At 72.5% G+C, this 21,619-nt stretch carries 18 protein-coding genes; 6 read left to right on the top strand and 12 right to left on the bottom strand.

Features of this window, described 5'->3' with window-relative positions; all coding sequences use genetic code 11:
* Positions 1–293: 293 nt before the first annotated feature.
* Both ACFWBB_RS24900 and ACFWBB_RS24895 read left to right on the top strand, forming a co-directional pair.
* Positions 294–4,529 (top strand): AAA family ATPase, encoded by a 4,236-nt coding sequence (locus ACFWBB_RS24900; protein WP_385276541.1) that lies wholly within the window; start codon positions 294–296, stop codon positions 4,527–4,529.
* Positions 4,530–4,733: 204 nt separating this feature from the next.
* A complete protein-coding gene (locus ACFWBB_RS24895) occupies positions 4,734–5,552 on the top strand; it encodes a glycosyltransferase family 2 protein (RefSeq protein WP_385276538.1) in 819 nt (272 codons plus the stop codon).
* Positions 5,553–5,586: 34 nt separating this feature from the next.
* On the opposite strand, the gene ACFWBB_RS24890 is transcribed toward ACFWBB_RS24895, so the two are convergent.
* The 5 genes from ACFWBB_RS24890 to ACFWBB_RS24870 all read right to left on the bottom strand — a co-directional run bounded on the left by ACFWBB_RS24890 (position 5,587) and on the right by ACFWBB_RS24870 (position 8,788).
* Positions 5,587–5,772 carry a ferredoxin gene (locus ACFWBB_RS24890; RefSeq protein WP_385276535.1) on the bottom strand — a complete coding sequence of 62 codons (186 nt, stop codon included), beginning with the start codon at positions 5,770–5,772 and terminating at the stop codon, positions 5,587–5,589.
* Positions 5,773–5,797: 25 nt separating this feature from the next.
* Positions 5,798–6,286, bottom strand: coding sequence for a hypothetical protein (locus ACFWBB_RS24885; protein ID WP_385276558.1), 489 nt, complete (start codon positions 6,284–6,286; stop codon positions 5,798–5,800).
* 188 nt (positions 6,287–6,474) lie between these two features.
* A complete protein-coding gene (locus tag ACFWBB_RS24880; RefSeq protein ID WP_385276532.1) occupies positions 6,475–6,870 on the bottom strand; it encodes a luciferase family protein in 396 nt (131 codons plus the stop codon).
* 125 nt (positions 6,871–6,995) lie between these two features.
* Positions 6,996–7,760: a TIGR03943 family putative permease subunit gene (locus ACFWBB_RS24875; RefSeq protein ID WP_385276529.1), complete on the bottom strand. Its 765-nt coding sequence runs from the start codon at positions 7,758–7,760 to the stop codon at positions 6,996–6,998.
* Positions 7,757–8,788: a permease gene (locus ACFWBB_RS24870; protein ID WP_385276526.1), complete on the bottom strand. Its 1,032-nt coding sequence runs from the start codon at positions 8,786–8,788 to the stop codon at positions 7,757–7,759. Before ACFWBB_RS24870 ends, ACFWBB_RS24875 begins: the two co-directional genes overlap by 4 nt.
* 198 nt (positions 8,789–8,986) lie before the next feature.
* On the opposite strand from ACFWBB_RS24870, the gene ACFWBB_RS24865 reads away from it, so the two are divergent.
* A complete protein-coding gene (locus ACFWBB_RS24865) occupies positions 8,987–10,879 on the top strand; it encodes an NAD-binding protein (RefSeq protein WP_385276555.1) in 1,893 nt (630 codons plus the stop codon).
* A 58-nt stretch (positions 10,880–10,937) separates the two neighbouring features.
* On the opposite strand, the gene ACFWBB_RS24860 is transcribed toward ACFWBB_RS24865, so the two are convergent.
* The gene (locus ACFWBB_RS24860) at positions 10,938–12,752 is read right to left on the bottom strand and encodes a prolyl oligopeptidase family serine peptidase (protein WP_385276523.1); all 1,815 of its coding nucleotides are present in this window, start codon (positions 12,750–12,752) and stop codon (positions 10,938–10,940) included.
* Between the two features lie 144 nt (positions 12,753–12,896).
* Here ACFWBB_RS24860 and ACFWBB_RS24855 point away from each other — a divergent pair, with 144 nt between their 5' ends.
* Positions 12,897–13,796, top strand: a complete 900-nt coding sequence (locus ACFWBB_RS24855; RefSeq protein WP_385276520.1) for an SURF1 family protein — start codon at positions 12,897–12,899, stop codon at positions 13,794–13,796.
* Here the strand turns inward: ACFWBB_RS24855 and ACFWBB_RS24850 are convergent.
* The 4 genes from ACFWBB_RS24850 to ACFWBB_RS24835 all read right to left on the bottom strand — a co-directional run bounded on the left by ACFWBB_RS24850 (position 13,766) and on the right by ACFWBB_RS24835 (position 18,424).
* Positions 13,766–14,794, bottom strand: coding sequence for a hypothetical protein (locus ACFWBB_RS24850; RefSeq protein ID WP_385276517.1), 1,029 nt, complete (start codon positions 14,792–14,794; stop codon positions 13,766–13,768). The two genes, ACFWBB_RS24855 and ACFWBB_RS24850, sit on opposite strands and share 31 nt — an antisense overlap.
* Before the next feature lie 134 nt (positions 14,795–14,928).
* Positions 14,929–15,663: a SigE family RNA polymerase sigma factor gene (locus ACFWBB_RS24845; protein ID WP_385276514.1), complete on the bottom strand. Its 735-nt coding sequence runs from the start codon at positions 15,661–15,663 to the stop codon at positions 14,929–14,931.
* Positions 15,664–16,073: 410 nt separating this feature from the next.
* Complete coding sequence (locus tag ACFWBB_RS24840; RefSeq protein WP_385276511.1) at positions 16,074–17,132, bottom strand: aspartate-semialdehyde dehydrogenase; 1,059 nt, start codon at positions 17,130–17,132, stop codon at positions 16,074–16,076.
* Positions 17,132–18,424, bottom strand: coding sequence for an aspartate kinase (locus tag ACFWBB_RS24835; RefSeq protein ID WP_385276508.1), 1,293 nt, complete (start codon positions 18,422–18,424; stop codon positions 17,132–17,134). The genes ACFWBB_RS24840 and ACFWBB_RS24835 overlap by 1 nt, the downstream gene beginning before the upstream one ends.
* 228 nt (positions 18,425–18,652) lie before the next feature.
* Here ACFWBB_RS24835 and ACFWBB_RS24830 point away from each other — a divergent pair, with 228 nt between their 5' ends.
* Positions 18,653–19,381 carry a response regulator transcription factor gene (locus ACFWBB_RS24830; RefSeq protein WP_385276505.1) on the top strand — a complete coding sequence of 243 codons (729 nt, stop codon included), beginning with the start codon at positions 18,653–18,655 and terminating at the stop codon, positions 19,379–19,381.
* Entirely contained in the window at positions 19,378–20,748 is a 1,371-nt protein-coding gene (locus tag ACFWBB_RS24825) for an ATP-binding protein (RefSeq protein ID WP_385276502.1), read from the top strand. The genes ACFWBB_RS24830 and ACFWBB_RS24825 overlap by 4 nt, the downstream gene beginning before the upstream one ends.
* Here the strand turns inward: ACFWBB_RS24825 and ACFWBB_RS24820 are convergent, their stop codons facing one another.
* Positions 20,749–21,246: an SgcJ/EcaC family oxidoreductase gene (locus ACFWBB_RS24820; protein ID WP_385276499.1), complete on the bottom strand. Its 498-nt coding sequence runs from the start codon at positions 21,244–21,246 to the stop codon at positions 20,749–20,751.
* A gap of 125 nt (positions 21,247–21,371) precedes the next feature.
* Positions 21,372–21,560, bottom strand: coding sequence for a hypothetical protein (locus ACFWBB_RS24815; RefSeq protein WP_385276496.1), 189 nt, complete (start codon positions 21,558–21,560; stop codon positions 21,372–21,374).
* Between the last annotated feature and the right edge of the window lie 59 nt (positions 21,561–21,619).

Here is a 21,619-nt window from a genome sequence, read left to right as displayed (position 1 = left end):
CCGGCGTCCGCACCGTGCCCCTTCAGCCGCCCCACCGTTCGGCACCGGTCCCACCCCTCGTGCGCCCGGGTGCGGAACGGTGCGGCCGGAGTCGACCACGCCGTGACGGCGTGGTTGGCGCTCCGGGCGCGCGGTCGCCCGCGTTACGCCCGGTTGCTGCGCTTCTGCCACCGGATCCTGTCAGCTGAGACCCGAAACGAGGAGGATTTGATGACCGGTCAGCCACTTAACCGCAGGTCAGCCATATAAAGTGGATTTTCCGGTCCGGATTGCAGGCGCGGGGGAAGTTAGGGGTGGAAGCCTTGAGTTCCGACTCGGGCGCACGCACGGCCTTCGCGGAACGACTCGCGCTGCTGTACAAGGAGGCCGGCAACCCTCCCCTCAAGCGCGTGTCCGAGACGGTCGCCCGGCTCCAGCGGGTCGACGAACGGGGGCGGCCCGTCCGGGTCTCCACCCAGCGGATCAGCGACTGGCGACGGGCCCGGAACGTGCCCGCCCAGTTCGCCGCCCTCGCCGCGGTGCTGCACGTCCTGATACCCGAGGCTCGGCGCGCACGGCCCGCGCCGGTCTCCGCCGGTCTGTACGACGTCGTCCAGTGGCAGCGGCTGTGGGAACGGGCGGTGGCCGATCCGGTCGTCGGCGAGGTCCCCGTCGCCTCCGTGCAGGAGGAGGGCGAGCGGCCGGCGGCCGAGGCGCAGGGCGTTCCGGGCGGTGTGTGCCCCTACCGTGGGCTCGCCTCGTACCGTGAGCAGGACGCCCAGTGGTTCTTCGGCCGGGAGCGCAGTACGGAGGCCCTGGTCGCCCAGCTTCGCTCGGCGGAGGGGTCGGGTGGCCTGGTCATGCTGGTCGGCGCCTCCGGGGCGGGCAAGTCCTCGCTGCTCAGCGCCGGTCTCGTCCCGGCCCTCCAGAACGGTGTGCCGGCCGACCGGAACAGCGGCAGCCGGGGGACGAAGGCCGACGCCGACACCTCGGTGAACGCCACCAAGGTCCTTCAGTTCGTGCCGGGCGCCGATCCGCTCGCCGAGCTGACCAGCCGTATCCCCGAGCTCGCCGCCTTCACGACCGCGTTAACGGCCACAGCGACAGCGCCGGCCACAGCACCGGCGACAACGGCGGCGACTGCCGGAAAGCCCGGCACCGTTCGCTTCGCGCGTGCCGTGCGGGAGGCCGTCACGGCCTGGGCGCAGCGGGACGCGGACCCCTCCCCCGCGGTCCCCGGCCTTGCCCCTCTCCCCACCCAGCCCACCGTCCCCCGCCAGCGCGCTCTCCCCCTCCAGCCTGTCCGCCCCGTCCGCCCCGTCATCATCGTCGACCAGTTCGAGGAATCCTTCACTCTCTGCACCGACGAGGCGAACCGGCGCCTCTTCATCCAGCTGCTGCACGCCGCCTGCACACCCGCCGCCCCCGCCACCGGCACCGCCACCGGCACCGGCACCGGAGGCGGAGGCACCGGCACCCCGCCGCCGCCCCCCGTCCTCGTCGTCCTCGGTATCCGTGCCGACTTCTACGAGGAGTGCCTCAGACATCCCGAGCTCTCCGACGCGCTCCAGCACCGGCACATGGTGCTGGGGCCGCTGACCACTCCCGAGCTGCGCGAAGCCGTGACCGGGCCGGCCAGGGCGGTGGGTCTCGAACTCGAACCCGGGCTGGCGGAGCTGATCATCCGTGAGGTGAGTGCCGACGGTCCGCGCGGAGCGCACGCGGGCGCGCTTCCCCTGCTCTCGCACGCCCTGCTCGCCACCTGGCAGCGCCGGAAGTCGGGACGGCTGACGCTGGCCGGCTACCGCGCGGCGGGCGGTATCCAGGGCGCGGTGGCGGCGACCGCCGAGCGGGCCTGGTCCGGGCTCGACCCCGCGGCGCGTACGGCGGCCCGGCAGCTTCTGCTGCGGCTGGTCAGGCTGGGCGAGGACACCCAGGCCACCCGGCGGCGGGGCACGCGTCGGCAGCTGGCGGAGGAGTCGGCCGATCCCGGCAAGACGGAGGAGTCGCTCGAGGCTCTCGTGCGGGCCCGGCTCGTGACCCTCGACGCGGAGACCGTCGAGATCACCCATGAGGCGCTGCTGCACGCCTGGCCCCGGCTGCGTGACTGGATCGACGAGGACCGCGGCGACCATCTGCTGCGTCAGCGGCTGGAGGAGGACGGCCGGTCCTGGGAGGGTTCGAACCGCGACTCGGCGCTGCTCTACCGGGGTTCCCGGCTGGAGCAGGCGCACACCTGGGCGAAGTCCGCCGGCGACACCTTCCTGACCCGCAGCGCGGTGGAGTTCCTGGCCGCGTCGGTCAGGCTGCGCAGGCGCATCGTGTGGATCAGCCGGGGTGCCGTGTCGACGCTGGTGGTGCTGGCGATCCTCGCCGTCGGCGCGGCCGTGGTCGCCTGGCAGCAGCGCAACGACGCCGTGTTCGAGCAGGTGGTCGCGGAGGCCGACCGGGTCCAGTACACGGATCCGTCGCTGTCCGCGCAGCTCGACCTGGTGGCGCACGACCTGCGGCCGGACGACGCGGGCACCAACAACCGTCTGATCTCGATCGTGAACGCGCCGCTGGCCACGCCGCTGCTCGGCCACACCGGCGCCGTCTACCTCACCTCGTTCAGTCCGGACGGCAAGGTCCTGGCCACCGCCAGCTACGACCGGACCGTCCGGCTGTGGGACGTCGGCGACCGGTCCCGTCCCAAGCGTCTGGGCAAACCGCTCACCGGCCACACCAGCTGGGTCAGCAGCGCTGTGTTCAGCCCGGACGGCCACACCCTCGCCAGCGCGGGCGACGACGGCACCATACGTCTGTGGGACGTCCGGGACCCCGCGCACCCGCGCCCGCTAGGGAAGCCGTTGACCGGCCACGCGGGCACGATCTACCTGCTCGCCTTCAGTCCGGACGGGCGGACGCTGGCCTCCGCGGGCGAGGACCACACCGTACGTCTGTGGGACATGGGGGAGCGGCCGGGCAGGCCGACTGCGCTCGCCACGCTGTCCGGCCACTCCGCCGCCGTGCGTTCCGTGGCGTTCAGCCCCGACGGCCGGACCCTCGCGGCGGGCGGCGACGACAACACGATCCGGCTGTGGGACACGGCCGACCCGCGCAGGCCGAAGCGGCTCGACACGGTCCTGACGGGCCACACCGACACCGTGCACTCGCTGGACTTCAGCCCCGACGGCGACACCCTCGCCAGCGGCAGCGCGGACGACACGATCCGGCTGTGGGACGTGACCGATCCCGGCCGGGCGGCCCAGCTCGGCGCCCCGCTGACCGGGCACACCGGCCCCGTGTGGTCGGTGGCCTTCAACCCCGCGGGGACCATGCTCGCCGCCGGCAGCGCGGACAGCACGGCCACCCTGTGGAACGTCAGCGACCCGGCGTACCCCTCGCAGGTCGGCGAGCCGCTCGCGGGAGGCAGCGGCGAGATGTACGCCGTCGGCTTCAGTCCGGACGGCCGTACCCTCGCCACCGGCAACGGCGACAGCAAGGTCCGTCTCTGGTCGGTCCCGACGGCGGACATGATCGGCCGCAGCGGCGCCTTCCGGCCGGACGGGCGGGTGCTCGCCGCGGCCGCCCGCGACGGCAGGGTCCGGCTGTGGAACGTGGCGGACCCCGGCCGGCCCGTCACGCTGGGCCTGCCCTTCATGCCCGACGACAGCGGCGAGCGCATGCTCGCGTTCTCGCCCGACGGCCGGACGCTCGCGGTGCTGACGGCCAACCGGGAGGTGTACCTGTGGGACGTCACCGACCCGGCCCGGCCGGTATCCGCGGGGCCGCCCGTCGAGCTGCGCACCCGGTTCCTGGGCCCCGACGCGCTGGCCTTCGCCCCGGACGGGCGCACGCTGGCGACCGCGTACGACGACCGCACCATCCAGCTGTGGGACGTCAGCGACCCCGCTCACGCCGCCGCGCTCGGCGCCCCGCTGACCGGGCACAAGGGGTTCGTCAACGCCCTGGCGTTCAGCCCGGACGGCCGCACCCTCGCGAGCGGCGGCGCGGACCACACCGTACGGCTCTGGGACGTGACCGACCCCCCGCACACCACCGCGGTGGGCCGTCCGCTCACCGGGCACGCCGGGCCGGTCAACGCGCTCGTCTACAGCCCGGACGGCCGGACGCTTGCCAGCGGCAGCGACGACGACACCGTACGGCTCTGGGACGTGACCGACCCGGCGAAGGCCTCCCCGCGCGGCTCGCCCCTCACCGGCCACACCGAGGCGGTCGTGTCGCTGACCTTCAGCCAGGACGGCGACACCCTGGCCAGCGGCGGAAACGACAACACGATCCGGCTGTGGAACGTGACCGACCCGGGCGGGGCGTCCCCGATCGGGCAGTCGATGAGCCCCAACGCCAAGACCGGCAACTTCCTGTCCTTCAGCCCCAACAGCCACATGCTCGGCGTCTCCAGCGGCGCCGACACCGTACGGCTGTGGGACCTGGACGTCGACCAGGCGATCACCCGTATCTGCGCGACCACGCGGGGCGTGCTGACGGCCGACAAATGGCACGAGTACCTGCCCCGGCTGTCGTACGAACCCCCGTGTGAAGAGTGAGCGCGACGGGGCCGGGAGAGTGATCCCGATCACAACCGCGAGGCAGCTGAGAAGTCGACCCCCGCCGGCCCGGCGACCTTGTTAGCCTTGGCCATAGCCCGGTCGCTGGTGCATCCCCCGTCGCCAGCGACCGGGCCTTTTCCTGCCCCGTCACGCCCGGGTGGGCCCTGAGTACGGATTCGAGCCTTCACCGTCCGGAAAGGTGTGAGTGCCGTCGTGTGCCGGCGCATCGTCATCGTCACCGCCGTCCACGCCCCATCGGCGCGGTACCTGCCCGAGGCCTACGAGTCGCTGCGTGCACAGGAGTTACCCACCGGCTGGGGATGGCACTGGGTGATACAGGAGGACGGCACGACGGGCGAGGTCGCGCCGTACGTTCCCGCGGACGCCCGGGTGACCTTCCGGCAGGGGCGTCCGGGCGGCCCCGGAGTCGCCCGCACGATCGCGCTCGCGCACGCCGAGGGCGAGTACGTGAAGGTCCTGGACGCCGACGACCGGCTCGCGACCGGCGTGCTGGCCCGCGACCTGGCCGCCCTCGAACGCGATCCGGGCCTCGGCTGGGCGACCTCGAGCGTTCTGGACCTCCTGCCGGACGGCTCCACCGCCGGCTTCGCCGGCGACCCCGCCGAGGGGCCCATCGAGCGGGGCGCCGTACTCGACCACTGGAAGACGCACGACTTCCGCGCGCAGGTCCACCCCGCGAGCCTCTTCGTACGACGGGACCTTCTGGCCGCGCTGGGCGGCTGGATGGCCCTGCCGGCGTCCGAGGACACCGGTGTCCTGCTGGCGCTCAACTCGGTGAGCCGCGGCTGGTTCTCGGCGCGGACCGGGCTGTTCTACCGGAAGTGGGACGGTCAGGTGACAGGCCAGGCGGCACATGTCGACCCCGCCGAACGGGAGGCGCGCATGGCGGTCGTGGAGACGAGGGCCCGCGCGCTGGAGTCCTTCCGCTGGAGCTACCCGGCCCCGGATGCCCCCGCGGAAGACGGACGGCGGCCCGACAGCCGCCCGCCGACCGCCTGACGGCCGTCCGCGTCGACCGTCCGCGTCGACCGGACTATCCGAGTCCGATGGCCTGCGACGGGCAGCGCTCGGCCGTCTCCCGCACCCCCGGGTCGTCATCCGTGTCCTCGCGTCCCGGTATGACGGCTCCGAGACCGTCCGCCGTGGTGAACACGGAGGGCACGCGGAAGGCGCACTCGTAGGAGCCGTAACACAGTTCGCGGTTCACGGAGACCGTCATACGACGTGTCTGCCCTCGGGTCGGTTCAGTCAACCGGCCCGCCGGCCAGGGCCATCCAGTGCGCGACCCGGCGCAGCGTGGCCTCGTCCACCTGGTCGACCAGGGTCCGGACGGCCGTCACGTCGTCCGGCGCGAGGTCGTAGAGGCCGGCCTTGCTCAGGCCCGCCATGAGGACCTGGTGCCGGCGGTCCTCCATACGTTCCGCGAGCCTGGCGTGGCCGGGCCGCACGGTGCCGTCGGCCGGCGGCCGGGGTGCGGCCTCCGGCGTGGCCCGAGCCGGGGACGCGGCCGGGGGCACGGCTTGGGTCGCGGCCTGACTTGCGGCCTGAGTTGCGGCCGGGGAGGGGTCGAAGCGCTGCCATTCGCCGTTCCGCGGTCCCCACAGGGCGACGGTCACCTCGTCGCCCCGCGCCCGTTTGACCTGCGTCATCTCACCGATCGCGTACAGCACGGGCGTGCGGTCGGGGGATTCCGCGGCCGGTCGCCAGGACGCCGAGGCCGGGTCGTGGAACATCGCCACCCAGCGGGGTTCCCCAGGCGGCTGCGGGCTTCGGGGAGGACGGGTCGGACGGTCCGGGTCGGTCTCCATGGCGCTCGCCCCTTCCGTATCGGCACGGTAGGGCGACGATAGCTGACGGACCGTCAGCTAACCAGACGGCGGGAGCGGCCGGCCCGGGCGGGTCACCCCCGCGACGGAGGACCTCAGATTCCGCCGACACTCTCGCGGGTGAGTGCCGCTTCCCGGTGGTCGTTGCAGCGCGGGAGGGCGGCGGGGTCCACGTCCGGGTGCCTCTGGTGGGCCTGGAGGGCGGCGCTGACCAGCGTCATCAGCAGGTCGATGTCCGTCTCGCACTCCAGGTGGACGGTCACCCAGGGCGATCCCGGCAGCAGCCGGATGGCGGTGGAGTGCCTCAGGTCCTTCTCGAACCGGCGGATCGCCTTGGCGGTGAGATGCAGGTCGACACTCCGGTCGGAGTGGAAGTGCGCGATCTCGACCCCGGCCGAGCGCAACGCCCGGCCGGCGCCGCAGCTGGGCCGGACCTCCGTGAGGTCCGGCCAGGTCGACAGTTGTGTCAAGGCACGCGAGGCCGCCGTCATGGTCCCCATCATGGGGCGCTCACCGCCCGGCCACCAGGGGTTGAGGGAGCCGTAACCGGGCCGTAGCAAGGGAAGTTCGGGTCGCGGGACGGTTCCCGGAACCGAACGTCGGCGGCCGGGGACCCTCAGTTGTTCCAGGACTCGTCGTAGGGGTCGCGTGGTGTCGGGGTCGGCTTGGCGGTGGTGACCTTGATGAAGGGGATCGGGCCGTTGTTGACCGGGTCGCGGAGGGTGCGCGGGGTGTAGGTGCCGGTGACGGTCAGCCAGGTGTCCGGCTGGAGGACCGGGGGGATGTCACCGGTCAGGCCGATCTTGACGGGCTGGGCGTCGGCGGCGCAGCAGTTGAGCGCCATGCGGACCAGGTAGGGGGTGCCGTCGTGGTCCAGGGCCACGAAGCCGGTCAGGCGGACCTCGCGGCCGGTGAGGGTGCGGCCGTGGTCGTAGACGGCCCGGCCCGCGTAGTCGACGACGCTCAGCGGCAGCGGGTCCGTGACCGGGAGGGACGGATAGGCGAGGGGCTCCTGGAGGGCCGTGCCCGTGCGGGTCGCGCTGTACGAGCCGAGGGCCGGCGGGGCGACCAGGATCAGTGCCAGGAGGGGGAGGATCAGCAGCCAGGAGACCCGGGGTTCGGGGTGGGTGTGGCCCTCCTCGCGGTTCTCCTCGCGGTTCTCCTCGCGGTTCTCCTCGTGGCCCTCCTCCCGTTGCCGCCGGCCCCTCCGGCGCTCGTACCACGCCGTCGCCAGCGCCGTGACGATCAGGATCGCGCCGGACGCCAGCAGGAGTGGGCGCAGGCCCGCCTTGACGTAGCGGAGGTAGAGGTCGGTGGTGCCGGCGTGCAGCAGGGCCGCGCCGAGGAGGAAGAGGACGGCCGCCTGGGACTGTCGGTTCACAGCAGTACCCGTCCCGTCAGGACCGCCGACGCGATGGCCAGCACGAAGGTCGCCGGGGCGAAGCGCAGCGCGAAGCCCCGGCCGAAGGTGCCCGCCTGCATCGCGAACAGCTTGAGGTCGATCATCGGGCCGACCACCAGGAAGGCGAGCCGGGCCGTGAGGGAGAACTGGGTCAGGGACGCGGCGACGAACGCGTCCGCCTCCGAGCAGATGGAGAGGACCACCGCGAGGACGGCCAGCGACAGGACGGCGACCGCCGGGTTCTCCGCCGCGGTGCGCAGCCAGCTCGCCGGGGCGACGGCCTTCAGGGTCGCCGCCGCCATCGCGCCCAGGACCAGGAAGCCGCCCGCGTGCATCACGTCGTGCCGCACCGAGTCCCAGAACGCCGCCCCCTTCGTCTCCCCCTCGTGCGGCGCGTGGGCCGGCAGGCGCAGCCAGTCCGTGCGGCCCAGCCGCTGCCACAGCCAGCCCATCACGCAGGCCACGAGCAGACTGGCGACGAAACGGGCCAGCACCATCTCGGGGTCGCGGGGGAAGGCCACGGCGGTCGCCGTCAGCACGATCGGGTTGATCGCCGGGGCGGAGAGCAGGAAGGCGAGGGCCGCGGCCGGGGTCACGCCCCGGCGGACCAGGGCGCCGGCCACGGGGACCGACGCGCACTCGCAGCCGGGCAGCAGCGCGCCCGCGACCCCGGCGACCGGGACTGCGAGCCCGGGGCGGGACGGCAGGGCGCGGGCGAAGAAGGAGGGCGGCACGTAGACCGCGATCGCCGCCGACAGCAGCACGCCCAGCACCAGGAACGGCAGGGCCTGGACCACCACCGCCACGAACACCGTCGTCCAGCTCTGCATCACCGGGGCGGACAGCGCCCGGCGGATCGGGCTCTGCAGCAGCACCATCAGGAGCAGCAGCATGGTCAGGACCAGGGGCGAGGTGAGACGCCCGGGCTCGTCGGGCGGCGTGGGCGGTGCCTGCGGTGGGTCCTGGCGCGCGCCCTCCTCCTGCGGGGCCGCTCCGGTGATGGCCACGGGTCGCGCACCTCCGGCTTCCGTGTTCTCCCTGATGCCTGTTTCTGGCATTCCCTCCCCTTTCATACGGGGGTTCCGTACGGGGTGTTCACCCGTGTTCACCTCATCCGTGGAACCTCGCGTCCCGGTGAGGCAGTCTTCTCCCTCGTGGCAAGCGTTCCGAATCAGGGTCGGCCGCCGGGCAGCGCCGGCGCGCACATGGTGGTGTGCGGCGACGACGGTCTGGCACACCGGCTCGCCGCCGAGCTGCGGGGGGTCTACGAGGAGCAGGTGACGCTCGTCGTACCGCCCGCCGAGCGGACAATCCGGCCGCCGGTCGTGGGGCGGGCCCGGGCCGTGTCGGCGGCGCTGCTCGACCGGGTGGTCAGCGCGGCCGTCAACCGGGCGGCGGGCAACGGCGCGCCCACCGCGCCGAGCGAACCCGTGGGCGGCCAGCGGACCATGGAGGCGCTGGAGGCCACCGAGGCCGTGCTCGCCGAGGCCGGTGTGGAGCGGGCCGCCGCGCTGGCGCTCGTGTACGACGACGACGAGACCAACATCCGTGCCGCCCTCACCGCCCGCCGGCTCAACCCGAGGCTTCGGCTCGTCCTGCGGCTGTACAACCGGCGGTTGGGCCAGCACATCGAGGAACTCCTCGACCAGGCAGCCGCGTTGGCCGCCGAGAGCGCTGAAGCGACGGGGGACGCCCACGACGCCTACCCCGGTGACGCCTCGACCACCGTCCTGTCCGACGCCGACACCGCGGCCCCCGCGCTCGCCGCGACGGCCGTCGTCGGCACCAGCAAGGTCGTCCAGACGGACGGGCTGCTGCTGCGCGCGGTGGAGCGGCCGCCGACCGGCCCCGGGGAGTCCGACCCGCCGGGCCTGCCCACGCTCGCGCTGCTCTCCGCGGACGGCAGCGACCCGGCCTTCGCGGACGGTTCCGAGACCAGCGGCGAGCAGGGGCCGCTGCTGCTGCCCGACGCGGCGGCCGTACGGGAGGCGGCCGTGTCCGGCAGGCGCGGCTCCGTCGTGCTGGAGCAGGTCGCGTACTCCGCCGGGCCCGCGCTGCCCGCCGGGCGGGGGGCCGGGGTCGTGGCGCCGTTCGTCTCGCTGTTCTCGCGGCGGCTGCGGTGGTCGCTGGCCGGGCTGGCCGGGTGTGTGCTGGCGCTGGCGGTGGCGTTGTGGCTGGTGACCGGCATCCATCCGCTGGGGGCGCTGTACCTGACGCTGCTGGATCTGTTCGCCATCAACGACCCGGCCGTCGGGGCCACCACCGAACGTCAGGTTCTGCAACTCCTCTCCGGACTCATGGGGTTGCTGTTGCTGCCGGTGCTGCTGGCGGCGGTGCTGGAGGCGCTCGGGACGTTCCGCGGGGCGGGGTCGCTGCGCCGGCCGTCCCGTGGTCTCGGCGGGCATGTCGTGCTGCTCGGGCTGGGGAAGATCGGCACCCGGGTACTGACGCGGCTACGTGAGCTGAACATTCCCGTGGTGTGCGTCGAGGCGGGGCCCGAGGCGCGGGGGCTCGCGGTGGCGCGGCGGTTACGGGTGCCGGTGGTGCTGGGGGACGTCACCCAGGAGGGAGTGCTGGAGGCCGCGAAGATCCACCGCGCGCATGCGCTGCTCGCGGTGACCAGTTCCGACACGACGAATCTGGAGGCCGCGTTGTACGCGCGGTCGTTGCGGCCCGATCTGCGGGTGGTGCTGCGGCTGTACGACGACGACTTCGCGACCGCCGTGTACCGCACCCTGCGGGCCGCGCATCCGCAGGCGCTGACCCGGAGCCGGAGCGTGACGCATCTCGCGGCGCCGTCGTTCGCCGGGGCGATGATGGGACGGCAGATCCTGGGGGCCATTCCGGTGGAGCGGCGGGTGCTGCTGTTCGCCGCTCTGCAGGTCGGGGGGCATGCTCAGTTGGAGGGCAAGACGGTGGGCGAGGCGTTCCGGGCGGGGTACTGGCGGGTGCTGGCGCTGGACACGGGGCGGGAGCGGCAGGGCGGGAAGGGGCTGGTGTGGGACCTCTCGGACACGCATGTCCTGAAGAGCGAGGACCGGGTGGTGCTGGCCGCCACCCGGCGGGGACTGGCGGAGTTGCTGCGGCGCAGGCGGTAGGAGGGGCCGGGAACGTAGGGGTGGGAGGGGGCGAGGCCTTCGCCCCCTCCCCCACGTCCTACCGGAGGTGCCGCTCCGCGAACTCCAGTTCCAGCCTTACCTGCTTGATGCGTTCGTCGACCACCAGAGAGCCGTGGCCCGCGTCGTAGCGGTACACCTCGTGGACGGCTTCTCCGGCCTCCAGGCGCCTGACGTAGTTGTCGATCTGGCGGATGGGGCAGCGGGGGTCGTTCACGCCGGCCGAGATGTAGACGGGCGCCCGCACCTTGTCGACGTACGTCAGCGGGGACGAGGCCTCGAAGCGCTCGGGGACCTCCTCCGGGGTGCCGCCGAGCAGCGTGCGGTCCATCGCCTTCAGGGCCTCCATCTCGTCGTGGTAGGCCGTGACGTAGTCGGCGACGGGGACGGCCGCGATGCCCACGGCCCACGCGTCGGGCTGGACGCCGAGGCCGAGGAGGGTGAGGTAGCCGCCCCAGGAGCCGCCGGTGAGAATCAGCCGGGCGGGGTCGGCGAGACCCGAGCTCACCGCCCATTCCCGCACGGCCTCGATGTCCTCGAGCTCGATCAGGCCCACCCGGTGCTTCAGGGCGTCCGTCCAGGCGCGGCCGTAGCCCGTTGAGCCGCGGTAGTTGACCCGGACGACCGCGTAGCCGTGGTCCACCCAGGCCGCCGGGGCCGCCGCGAAGGAGTCGCTGTCGTGCCAGGTCGGGCCGCCGTGGATGTCGAAGACCGTGGGCAGTGGACCGGTGGCGCCGGCGGGCTTCTGGACCAGCGCGTGGATGCGGCCGCCCGGGCCCTCCACCCACACGTCCTGCACCGGGACCGAACCGGGGGACTTCATGCCGGGTGGGTCCAGGACCACCTCGCCGGTCGTCGAGCGGACCGCCGGCGGCCGGGCCGCGGAGGACCACAGGTACTCGACGCTGCCGTCCGGGCGGGCCGTGGCCCCGGAGACCGTGCCCGGCGGGGTCGGGATCCGCTCGAGGCCGGCGCCCGCCAGGTCGTAACGGAACAGTTCGCTGCGGGCCTCGAAGCTGTGCACGATGAGCAGGCCCGAGCCGTCCGGGTACCACTCGGCGCTGACGTCGCCCGGCAGGTCGAGGTCCAGGTCCGTCTCCGTGCCCGTCGCCACGTCCCAGACCAGGGGTTCCCAGCGGCCGCGGCGCTGGTGGCCGATCAGCAGCCGGGTGTCGCCGTCGACGGGGGCGAAGCCCAGCACCTCCAGGCCCAGTTCCTCGGCGCCGCCCTTGGTGTCGTCCAGTTCGGCGACCGTCGAGCCGTCGGGGCGGAGCACCCGCAGCGCGGAGTGCATCGCGTCGCCGTGCTCGGTGTGCTCGACGGCGATGAGGGAGCCGTCGTGGGAGAGGTCGCCCACGCCCGCCGACTCGCGGTGGCGGTACAGCTCGAAGGGGGGTTCGCCGGTCCGCGCCACATGGATCGTCGTGCCCTCCTCGTCCGTGGAGCGGCCGACCACCGCCGTACGGCCGTCGCGGCCGAGGGCCAGGCCCGCCGGGTAGGAGGCGTCCAGACCCGGGGTGGCCGGCTCGTCGGCTCCGCCGCCGAAGGGCTGGCGGCGCCAGACGCCGAACTCGTCGCCGTCCTTGTCGTCGAACCACCAGATCCACGCGCCGTCCGGGGAGAGCACGCCGTCCGTCGTACCGTTCGCCCGGTCGGTCACCTGGCGCTGCTCGCCCGTGGCCCGGTCCCAGGCGTACAGCTCGTACGTCCCCGTCGCGTTGGAAACGAACAGGGAGCGGTCCGGCGCGTCCTCCGCCCAGTCGGGCAGTGACACCCGGGGCGCCCGGAAGCGCTTCTCCCAGTCCGGCATCTCCTCGTGCTGCTCGGGTGCGGCGGACCCGTTGCTCTCAGTCATGACCCCATACTGCCCGCCCCTGACCACCTTGGGATGCCAGGGTGCCCGGGCTGTGGACAACTCCCACCGACTTCCCACCTCCTTCCCACCAATGACCCTCCCCCCGCAGGCCGGGGTTCCGCGCCCGCCCCGTACCGTGGAGGGGTGTACCGGTTCCTGCTGACGCCCCGCTGGTGGGGGATCAACGTCTTCGTGCTGCTGGCCATCCCCTTCTGCGTGTTCATGGGGTCCTGGCAGCTGAGCCGGTTCGAGGCGCGGGTGGACGACCACCGCAGCGCGAAGGCGCAGGCCGAGTCGGCCCGGACCGAGAGCGCGCGACCGCTGGCCGAACTGCTGCCCGTGGACAAGGCGACCTCCGGCAGGCGGGCCACCGCCACCGGGCACTACGGCAGGCAGCTGCTGGTGCCCGACCGGCAGCTGGACGGCAGGGACGGGTACTACGTGCTGACCCTGCTGCGCACCGACGGCGGCAAGGCGCTCCCCGTCGTACGCGGCTGGCTGCCCGGCAGCGCCGACAGCGCCGAGGCCCCGGCGCCGCCGGCCGGGCGGGTCACCGTCACCGGCGCGCTCCAGGCCTCCGAGACGCCAGGCGACAACGGGGTGAGCGCGCAGGGCGGACTGCCTGCCGGGCAGACCGCGGCCATCAGCGCCGCCTCGCTGGTCAACGTGGTGCCGTACGACCTCTACGACGCCTGGGTCACGCTCGACACCGCCGACCCGGGGATGACGGCGGTGCCCGCGACCGCGGCGGCCGACACCGGGCTCGATCTGAAGGCGTTCCAGAACCTGGGCTACACCGGCGAGTGGTTCGTCTTCGCCGGGTTCGTGGTGTTCATGTGGTTCCGGCTGCTGCGCCGTGAGGTGGAGTTCGCGCGGGACGCGGATCTCGGCATCTTCCCGGAGGAGCCCGCCATCGCCACCGACACCGACATCGACACCGCCTCGGGCTCCGCGTCCGCCTCGGGCTCTGCGTCCGCCTCGTGCTCCGCGTCCGCCGAGCGGAGCGGGACGGATCAGGAAGACGCCAGCACGCCCGTCCGGTAGATCGTCCCGGCGCAGGCGTTCGACACCGTGGCCACGCTCGTCGGGGAGCCGCCCTCGGCCGTGTAGGACACGTTCACGCTGCCGTCGACCGTGCCGTCCGCGGTGAACAGCTGCGCCGAAGTGCCGGAGGTGGTCTCGCCGGTCGTGCTCGACTGCTCGGTCGGGGTCGGTGAGGGGGAGGCCGAGCCGCCGCTGTCGCCGCCGCTGGTGCTGCCCGCGGTGGGGCAGGTCTCGGAGGGCACCCAGGCGAACTTCACCTCGTAGGCGGAGCCGGGCGCGAGTGCGAGCTGGGAGACGTAGAGCGAGGGGTCGGGCAGGCCGGCCGCCACGTCCCCGGAGGCGTGTTCCACGACGGTGATCTTCGTGGCGTCGGCGGCGCCCTGGGCGCCGAACGTCACGGAGACCGCGCCGCCGACGTCGCAGCTGCTTCCGGAGGTGTTCTGGATGCGGAAGGTGCCGTAGACGGTGCCTGCCGCGTCGGGGACCTCGACGGTGGGCGTGCCCGCGTCGAGCTGGTCCGCCGCGCAGGCGGGCGCGCTCGACGACGAAGCGGAGGGACCGGTGCCACTGGAGGCGGTGCCGCCCGCGGACTCCTTGCCCTGGCCGGAGCCGGTGGCGCCGCCCTTGCCCTGCTCGGCGGTCTTGCCGGAGGAGCCGCCGACCTTGCCCGAGGAGCCGCCGTCAGGGTTCTTGCCCTGGTCCGCGCCTCCTTGCGCCTGTGAGGCCTGGCCGGCGATGGAAGGGTTGGCGTCGGAACCGCTCGCGTTGGAGACGTGCAGCACGGCCGGGACGGCGGTGCCGAGGAAGAGGGCCGCGGCCGCCATGCCGACGGCCGCCTGCCGCTTGCGGGCCCGCCGGACGGGCACGGCCCGCCGCAGATGGTCGAGCGTGCCGTCGCGCGGCTCCATCTCCTGGACGGCGCCGTGCAGCATCCGGCGCAGTGCCAGCTCGTCCGAGTCGAGCCCGTCCGGACCCTGGTCGTCGAGGTGGTGGTTCACGGTTGAGTTCCCAGCGTGCGATTGCTTCGGCTCTTGTGTACGCGCCGACGGTGTCGGCTCGTGCCACGCGAAAGGCTCGTGGCGCTCGTGACTGTCGTGGTTCCCGTGGGCGCCCTGACCTCCGGTCTCGCCGCTCACGCCGACGCCTCCATGGCTATGCGCAGGGCGGCGATGCCCCGGGAGCCGTAGGCCTTGACCGAGCCGAGGGAGACACCGAGGGCCTCGGCGACCTGGGCCTCGGTCATGTCGGCGAAGTAGCGCAGCACGAGGACCTCGCGCTGTCGGCGCTGGAGGCCCTTCATCGCCTTGATGAGCGAGTCGCGCTCCAGGAGGTCGTAGGCGCCCTCCTCCGCGCTGGCCATGTCCGGCATCGGCTTGGAGAGCAGCTTCAGGCCGAGGATGCGGCGGCGCAGGGCGGAGCGGGAGAGGTTGACGACCGTCTGACGCAGGTAGGCGAGGGTCTTCTCCGGGTCGCGGACGCGTTTGCGCGCGGAGTGGACGCGGATGAAGGCCTCCTGGACGACGTCCTCGCACGAGGCGGTGTCGTCGAGGAGGAGGGCGGCGAGGCCGAGCAGCGAGCGGTAGTGGGCCCGGTAGGTCTCGGTGAGGTGGTCGACGGTGGTGCCGGCCGCCGCGGTGTTCGCGTCGGCGGCCGGTTCGGCGGAGGCGGTCGCTTCGGCGGAGGCGGTCGCTTCGGCGGTTTCGACGCCGTCACGCTGACTGGGTATGCGGGCGGGCCGCGCTGCGGGCATGGGGGCGATCACCGGCATGCCGCTTGACGCGCCGGGCGTACGGGGTCGGAGTACGGCTCGCGGCGGCCGTAGGGCCGCGCCGCGGGGCGCCACTGGGAGTTCGAGTACCTCTGCCACGCCAGTTGGACACACTTCCCCCCGTGGGGGTTGTACGCGTCCGGTGTCACTTCTGCGTCGACCAAGGCCACGCGCACCCGTCTCATGTGTCCCGCTCTTCCCCTGTATGCCATATGAACGGGCGTCCCCACGCCCGGATCACCGCGTCCCCGAACGCTGTGATCGTTCACACGTCTGCGCCACCCCGAGGGGTGTCCGCAAAGACGCTCCCCGCCCTGCGCACGGTTGCGGAGAGCGGGGAGGAAAATCTTCGGATGCCAAAGGTGTCCGATACAAGTGGTTCGGATCATCGACCGGCTCACATTGCTCTGAAGATCCTACAAAGCAGTCAAGCCCTGGCCAGTGCTTTTACTGCCGGAAGCGCTTCCCCGTCCGCCGACGGGCGGCCGCCTCAGGACGACGCAACCGCCTCACGACAACTCGGCCGCCACCAGCTCCGCGATCTGCGCGGTGTTGAGCGCGGCCCCCTTGCGCAGGTTGTCCCCGCACACGAACAGTTCGAGCGCCGTCGGGTCGTCGAGGGCCCGCCGTACCCGGCCCACCCAGGTCGGGTCGGTGCCGACCACGTCGGCGGGCGTGGGGAACTCCCCCGCCGCCGGGTTGTCGAAGAGGACGACACCGGGCGCCGTCGCGATGATCTCGCGGGCGCCCTCCACGGTGACCACGTCCTGGAAGCGGGCGTGCACGGTGAGGGAGTGCGTGGTGACCACGGGGACCCGCACACAGGTCACGGCCACCGGCAGCTTCGGCAGCCCGAGGATCTTGCGGGACTCGTCCCGCACCTTCATCTCCTCCGACGACCAGCCGTCCGCGCGCAGCGACCCGGCCCACGGGACGACGTTCAGCGCCACCGGCTCCGGGAAAGGACCGGTGTCGTCGCCGACGGCCCGCCGCAGATCACCCGGGCCGGTCCCCAGCTCGGTGCCCGCGACGAGCGAGATCTGCCGCCGCAGCGTCTCCACCCCGGCCCGCCCGGCCCCGCTCACCGCCTGGTACGACGACACCACCAGCTCGCGCAGCCCGTACTCGGCGTGCAGCGCGCCCAGGGCGACGATCATCGAAAGCGTCGTGCAGTTGGGGTTGGCGAGGATCCCGCGCGGCCGGTTGCGCACCGTGTGCCCGTTGACCTCGGGGACGACCAGCGGCACCTCCGGGTCCATCCGGAAGGCGCCGGAGTTGTCCACCACGACCACGCCCTTGGCGGCGGCGAGCGGCGCCCAGTGCGCCGCGACCTCGTCGGGCACGTCGAACATCGCGACGTCGACCCCGTCGAAGACCTCCTCCGACAGGGCCACCACCTCGACCTCCTCGCCACGCACGGTCAGCTTGCGGCCGGCCGAGCGCGGGGAGGCGACGAGGCGGATCTCGCCCCAGATGTCGGCCCGCTGGGACAGGATCTTGAGCATGACCGTGCCGACGGCTCCGGTCGCTCCCACGACGGCGAGCGTCGGCCGCATCTTGTCGGCCATCAGCGGCCGGTGCCCCCGTAGACGACGGCCTCGTCGCTGTCGGAGTCGAGCCCGAAGGCGGTGTGCACGGCGCGCACGGCCTCGTTGACGTCGTCGGCGCGCGTCACGACCGAGATGCGGATCTCGGAGGTCGAGATGAGCTCGATGTTCACGCCCGCGTCGGCCAGGGCCTTGAAGAAGTCGGCCGTGACGCCCGGGTTGGTCTTCATCCCGGCGCCGACCAGGGAGATCTTGCCGATCTGGTCGTCGTAACGCAGCGAGTCGAAGCCGATGCCGGACTTGTTCTTCTCCAGGGCGTCGATGGCCTTGCGGCCCTCGGCCTTGGGGAGCGTGAAGGAGATGTCCGTCAGGCCGGTGGAGGCCGCGGACACGTTCTGCACGATCATGTCGATGTTGATCTCGGCGTCGGCGATCGTCCGGAAGATCACGGCGGCCTCGCCCGGCTTGTCCGGCACACCGACGACCGTGACCTTGGCCTCGGAGGTGTCGTGTGCGACACCGGAGATGATGGCCTGCTCCACCGGCTTGTCCCCTTGCTGCTGTGTCTTGTGAACGAGTGGCTCACTGCTGACCCACGTGCCCTGGAGTCCGCTGAAGGACGAGCGGACGTGGATCGGGATGTTGTAGCGACGGGCGTACTCCACACAACGGTGGAGCAGCACCTTGGAGCCGGAGGCCGCGAGCTCCAGCATGTCCTCGAAGGCGATCCAGTCGATCTTCTGCGCCTTCTTCACCACGCGCGGGTCGGCGGTGAACACGCCGTCCACGTCGGTGTAGATCTCGCAGACCTCGGCGTCGAGCGCGGCGGCGAGGGCGACGGCCGTGGTGTCGGACCCGCCACGCCCCAGCGTGGTGATGTCCTTCTTGTCCTGGCTGACACCCTGGAACCCGGCGACGATGGCGATGTTGCCCTCGTCCAGCGCGGTCCGGATGCGGCCCGGCGTGACGTCGATGATCCGGGCTTTGTTGTGGACCGAGTCGGTGATGACGCCGGCCTGGCTGCCGGTGAACGACTGGGCGCTGTGGCCCAGGTTCTTGATCGCCATCGCCAGCAGGGCCATGGAGATCCGCTCCCCGGCGGTCAGCAGCATGTCGAATTCCCGGCCGCTGGGCATCGGGGACACCTGCTCGGCGAGATCGATCAGCTCGTCCGTCGTGTCGCCCATCGCGGAAACGACGACGACCACCTGGTGGCCGTTCTTCTTCGCTTCCACGATCCGCTTGGCGACGCGCTTGATGCCCTCGGCATCGGCTACGGAGGAACCTCCGTACTTCTGCACGACAAGGCCCACGTGCGCTCCTCGCTCAGTTTGTCTGTTTCCGCACATACGCCCTTGTACTGCGGGTCGGCTCAGTCTAACGAGCGCCCGAATCCCGCCTCCCGGGTACCGCATGGTGAGACTCGATGAGACCCGCGGAGGAGGCCGGAAGACGGCCGGGACGCCCGTCGTCGGGTCTTCCCTTCCCACTGACGCCGAAGTGATAGCTGTGAATTAAGTTTCAAGCACTATCGTGCGGCTGTGCACGTACTCCTGGTGGAAGACGACGAACCGGTCGCCGAGTCGCTGCGACGCGGACTGAGGCGCTACGGCTTCGAGGTCGACTGGGTCACCACGGGCGCCGCCGCGCTCGCCCACTCCGACCCCTACGACGTCGTCCTGCTGGACCTGGGCCTGCCCGACACCGACGGCCTCGACGTCTGCAAGGCGCTGCGCGAGCGCGGCGACGTCCCGATCATCGTGATCAGCGCCCGCAGCGACGAGACGGACCGGGTGGTCGGCCTGGAGCTGGGCGCCGACGACTACGTGTCCAAGCCGTTCGGGGTCCGGGAGGTCATCGCGCGGATACGCGCGGTGATGCGGCGCGTGCAGCGGCGTACGGCGGCGGACAGCGGGACCGGCGGGGCGGACCGTTACGGCTCCCGGCTGACCGTGGACCGCAAGGCGGCCCGCGTCCACGTGGACGGCGAGGTGGTCGCCCTAGCGCCGAAGGAGTACGACCTGCTGTCGTTCCTCACCGAGGAGCCGGGCGCGCTGATGTCGCGCGAGCAGATCATGGAAGCGGTCTGGGACGCGAACTGGTTCGGGCCGACGAAGACGCTGGACGTGCACGTGGCGGCGCTGCGGAGGAAGTTCGCCGGGGTCGTCGCCATCGAGGCGGTGCGGGGCGTCGGCTTCCGGCTGGAGGTCGTCGGCGGGACCGCCGCCGGTCCCGGCCCCGTCCCCGGCCCCGGTGGCCCGGCGTCATGATCAAGCAGCTCATCCGCAGCTATGTGCTGCTGGTGGCCGTCGCCATCCTCCTGTTCACCGTGCCGGTGGCCTTCACCCTCACCGCCCAGTTGCGCGGCGACACCGAGGGGTCCATCGAACGCGAGGCGACCACCATGGCGCTGTTGCTGGGCAACGGCGACACCGCCTCCTGCCGGGCACTTGAGAAGATGGCCGGGGCGTACGCCGTGGAGACGAAGGGCAAGGACGAGGTCCAGGTCACGGCCACCGGCAGATGCGCGGCGGACGTGCCGCGCCCGAGCCGGGACGCGGCGCTGGCCAGGGCCCTGGAGCAGGGCCGGCCGACCACCGACTGGGGCTCGGACCTCATCTGGGGCCGCGAGCTGGTGATCACCGTCCCCGCGAAGGACGGCGGCCGGGTCGCCGGTGCCGTACGGATCGTCCACTCGACCTCGGGGCTCACCCACAGGCTGTGGACGATCTGGGGCTTCCGGGCGGGCCTCGCCGTGGCGGTGCTCGGCGTGGCCGCGCTGATCGGCACGGTCGTCGCCCGCCGCATCACCCTCCCGCTGCGCCAGCTGAACGACATGGCGAGCAAGTTCAGCGACGGCGACCTGACGGCCCGCTCCCCCGTGACGGGCCCCCAGGAGACCCAGACCCTGGCGCGCACGCTCAACCAGGCCGGCGAGCGCCTCGACACGCTGATCGCCTCGCAGCGCATCTTCGTGGCGGACGCCTCGCACCAGCTGCGGACCCCGCTGACGGCGCTCCGCCTCTCCCTGGACAACATCGCGGACGGTGTCGACGAGGAGTTCGTACGGGAGGACGTGGAGCAGGCAACCGCCGAGGTGGTGCGGATGAGCCGGCTGGTCAACGGTCTGCTGGTGCTGGCCAGGGCCGAGGCCAAGGTGACGGCGGCGGAACCGCTGTCGCTGACCGACATCGTGGCGGAACGCCTGTCGGTGTGGAGGCCGGCCGCCGACGAGCGCGGAGTCACCATCGCGCTCAGGGGGAGTGGTGTCGACGGCCGGCCGTCTGTGCTGGCCAGCCCCGGTCATCTGGACCAGGTGCTGGACAACGTGTTCTCGAACGCCCTGGAGGTGTCACCCGACGGCGGGCGGATCACCGTCCGGGCGGAGCCGGCGGGCGACAGGGTGGTGCTGTCGGTCCTCGACGAGGGTCCGGGCATGTCGGACGCGGAGAAGGCCCGCGCCTTCGACCGCTTCTGGCGCGGTCAGGGCCTCACCGGGCGCTCCGGTTCCGGTCTCGGCCTCGCCGTCGTCAAACAGCTGGTGACGGACGACGGCGGGACGGTGGCCCTGGCGGACGCTCCAGGGGGCGGCCTGTGCGTACGCGTCACGCTCCGGGCCGCGGGGCGAACAAGCTGATCAGCCCTCGGGCATCGCGGACGAGTGGTGGTTGACGATCTTCCACACGCCGTCGCGCTTCTCGTACTCGTAGGTGTAACGGGCCTCGACGACACGCTTCTTGCCGGTGCCGGGGTCGGTGAGGGTGAACTCGTAGACGCCGGTGTCGATGGCGGAGTCGCTGTCGAGCACGTCGATGATCGTCTGGACCTTCTTGCCGACCGGCTTGTTCTGCAGGAAGTGCTCGAAGTAGTCGACGATGCCGGCGCGGTCGGTGCGGACCTTGTTGGAGACGGTGGGCAGCAGGACCGCGTCCTTGGCGTAGCGGTCGGCCACCGTGTCCGCGTCGCCGGTCCGCAGCGCGGCGTTCCAGCCGTCGAAGAGGGCGGCGATCCGCTTCTCGGTGGGCTTCGAGGGCTTCTCGGAGCCGGCCGCGCTGACTCCGACCGACACCGTGGCGGCGGTGACGACGGCGGTGGCGGTGACGAGGGCGGCGCGTATGCGGGTCTTGCGGGTCATCGCAACTCCTGTGCGGCTGGCTGCTGTCGGGATGACTCAAGACTCGCGTCCGGCCGGTTAACGCCCGTGCAGCCCGCGTACAGGGGACGTACAGGACACCGCCAATTCCCGGGAACCGCCCCTTCTCAGGTGGTGGCCCGCCCGCCCCGGTCACGGACCAGGCTGACGCCGGCGCCGAGGGACACGACACCCATGCCGACCGCCGTCAGCACGCCCTGCGATCCGTCGACCACGAAGGGTGCGGCGGCGGCGACCGCGAGGTTGAAGAGGAAGAGGAACCACAGCACGGGGCGGGAGGAGAGCAGGGCCTTCATGACGGGACGTCCTTCGAGGAGTGGGATCCGGGGGAGTCGTTCGCTTGCGAGGTTTCCCT

It is taken from the genome of Streptomyces sp. NPDC060000 (assembly GCF_042737375.1).
GTDB lineage: Bacteria > Actinomycetota > Actinomycetes > Streptomycetales > Streptomycetaceae > Streptomyces.
Note: the sequence above shows the minus strand (reverse complement) of the source record. Positions and strands in the feature narration are given on the sequence as shown.